The sequence below is a fragment of the Streptomyces phaeochromogenes genome, from assembly GCF_001418655.1.
Lineage (GTDB): Bacteria > Actinomycetota > Actinomycetes > Streptomycetales > Streptomycetaceae > Streptomyces > Streptomyces phaeochromogenes.
This window is the reverse complement of the sequence record NZ_LIQZ01000520.1, coordinates 1-2,780: the sequence shown is the minus strand read 5'-3', so window position 1 is coordinate 2,780 and position 2,780 is coordinate 1. Positions and strand designations below refer to the sequence as shown.

The 2,780-nt window shown below is 66.5% G+C and carries 2 protein-coding genes; one reads left to right on the top strand and one right to left on the bottom strand.

From position 1 onward, the window contains the following. Window positions 1–946: YihY/virulence factor BrkB family protein (locus tag AOK17_RS44510; protein ID WP_055618353.1), on the bottom strand; the 946-nt coding region annotated here is incomplete at its 3' end. Between the two features lie 801 nt (window positions 947–1,747). Here AOK17_RS44510 and AOK17_RS44505 point away from each other — a divergent pair. Next, window positions 1,748–2,780, top strand: a 1,033-nt coding sequence (locus AOK17_RS44505) for an acyl carrier protein (protein ID WP_425424692.1), incomplete at its 3' end; no start/stop codon positions are given.

Here is a 2,780-nt window from a genome sequence, read left to right as displayed (position 1 = left end):
GCCGCTCGTTGACGGCACGCGCGGCGGCGGTGGCCGCGGCCGGCCAGACCCGGTCGATGGCCGCGTTGACGGCGGCGCCGACGAGGACCGCGAAGGCGGAGACACCGATCCACAGCAGCACGGCCACGGGCGCGGCCAGGGAGCCGTAGATGCTGGGGCCCTCGACCGTGTTGGTCAGGTAGATGCGCAGCAGGAAGCTGCCCAGCACCCACATGGCGAGGGCCACCAGGGCGCCCGGCACGTCCTCGACCCACGGCGAACGCACCGGTACCGACACGTGGTACAGCGTCGTCAGGAAGGCGATGGACAGCACGATGACGACGGGCCAGTACAGACCCTGTACGACGTTCTCCGACCAGGGGACGACGTCCACCACGGCGTCCGGGCCCGCGACGACCAGCGGCAGCACGATGGAGCCGATGAGCAGCGCCGCGAGGAACAGCGCGAACGCCACGAGCCGGGTCTTGACGATGCCGCGCACGCCGTCGAGGCCGTACATCACGGTGATGGTGTCGATGAAGACGTTCACCGCCCGCGAGCCGGACCACAGGGCGAACAGGAAGCCGAGGGAGATGACGTCGGGGCGACCGCCCTCCATGACGTCGTGGAGGACGGGCTCGGCGATCTGTGTGACGCCCTTGTCGGTGAGGATCGTGCGGGACGCCTCCAGGAGGTTGGTCTCCACGCTGGCGATGGTGTCGGCGCCGGTCCAGTCGTCCACGTAGACCAGCAGTCCGAGCATGCTGAGCAGCAGCGGCGGCACGGACAGCAGCGTGAAGAACGCCGCCTCCGCCGCGAGTCCGAGGATCCGGTACTCGATGCACGAGTTGACGGTGTCCTTGATCAGCAGCCAGGCGGTCCTGCGCTTGGAGACGTTCCGGTAGAGGGCACGGGCCCGATGGAGACGGCCGGGCGCGCTCTGAGGGGGTTCACTTGCTGGCTGCACGCCCTAAAGGTATCCGCCGCGCGAGGTTGCACTCATCCCGCGGTACCACGACCGGGTCCGAGGTGCCCGGTGGCACGCTTCCGCCCCTCCCGGTTCCGTCATACGAAAGAAAAGCGGCAGCAACCCGACAGAAATCGTAAAGGAAAATCGAACCGGCTTTCTGTCATGACCGCGTTGGCCGAATTACTCACCTCCAGAAGCGGAACGCGCAACAGCATATACGCCATCCATAAAGTGAGTTCCCCGGTCGCACGTACGGAGGAGACGGTTCAGGGGTGCAATCGATGAAGGTTCGAACGGCGAGAAAGCGCCATAGGCCGAAACGCCCTTGACCCGTTCATGAGCACACAGAAACAATTCGGATTGCATTCCGCTGGGCACGTGGGGACGGCTCAGTGCACCACGACACGGGGGACTCAGAAAGGCCTGGACCAGGGCCCGACACAGCCGCGTTACCCGTGATCCGCGTGGGAACCACGCGGATCATGCCGTGCTGCTCTGCACCTTTTCACGCGGCCACTCCAGACACTCCGGCAAACTCGACGAACAATATCCACTCGTCTGCCATCTCATTTCCATTGAGCACAATTCTTCCTTCCGGCCCGAGCCTTTCTTCCGGAACAAATCCTTCTTCCGGCACACCGGAATCACATCGGAATCACCCTGGTTCACCCACGCCTCAGGCATAGCCAATTCGGCTGCCCGATGAAACTGCGGGCGTGATTCCTTCGTATTCCCATCCGGAGGACCAATCACTCCGAACAACCAACAAGTAGCAGCAATTATCTTCAAGGAGATCAAGTGGTGGTAAATCCGGGTGAGATCACGACCGCCGCTCCGGCCGGCTCCCTGACCACCCACGCCCCGGCGAACGGCACCGAACACGTCCTCGCGGAGGTGCTCGCCGGTGTCGTACGCGTCGAACGGGTCCCCGTCGACAGCCACTTCTTCGACGACCTCGGTGCCAACTCCCTGGTGATGGCCCACTTCTGCGCCCGGGTCAGGAAACACCCCGACCTGCCGGCCGTGTCGATGCGGGACGTATACGGCCACCCGACGATCCGGGGGCTCGCGGCGGCGCTCGCCGAGGTCCCGGACGAGCCTCCGGCGCCCGAGCCCGAACCGGCCGAGCCGCCCCCGCCGGGCAGCACCGCACGCTACGTCCTGTGCGGAGCGCTCCAGTTCCTGGTCTTCGCGGCGTACTGCCTGCTCTCCGGGCTCGTCACCGCTCAGGGGTACGACTGGGTCTCGGCCGGCGAGGGTGTGGTGGACGTCTACCTGCGGTCGGCCCTCTTCGGCGGTGCCGTCTTCGTCGGGGTGTGCGTGCTGCCGGTGGTGGCCAAGTGGGTGCTGGTCGGCCGCTGGAAGGAGACCGAGTTCCCCGTCTGGAGCCTGGCCTATCTGCGCTTCTGGACCGTCAAGGTGCTGCTGCACGCCAACCCGATGGTCCTGTTCGCCGGCAACCCGCTCTATGTGCTCTATCTGCGGGCGCTCGGCGCGAAGATCGGCAAGAGCGTCACGATCCTCTCCCCCTCGGTCCCGGTCTGCACCGACCTGTTCACCGTCGGCGCCGGCACGGTGATCCGCAAGGACTCCTACTTCCTCTGCTACCAGGCGCACGCCGGCCGGATACGCACCGGCCCGGTCACCCTGGGCCGGGACGTCTTCGTCGGCGAGAAGACCGTCCTCGACATCGGCACCTCCATGGGGGACGGCTCCCAGCTCGGCCACTCGTCCGCGCTGTACGGCGGCGCGTCGGTGCCGGACGGGCAGCACTGGCACGGCTCCCCCGCCCAGCGCACGGATGTCGACCACATACGGGTCGCACCCGCCG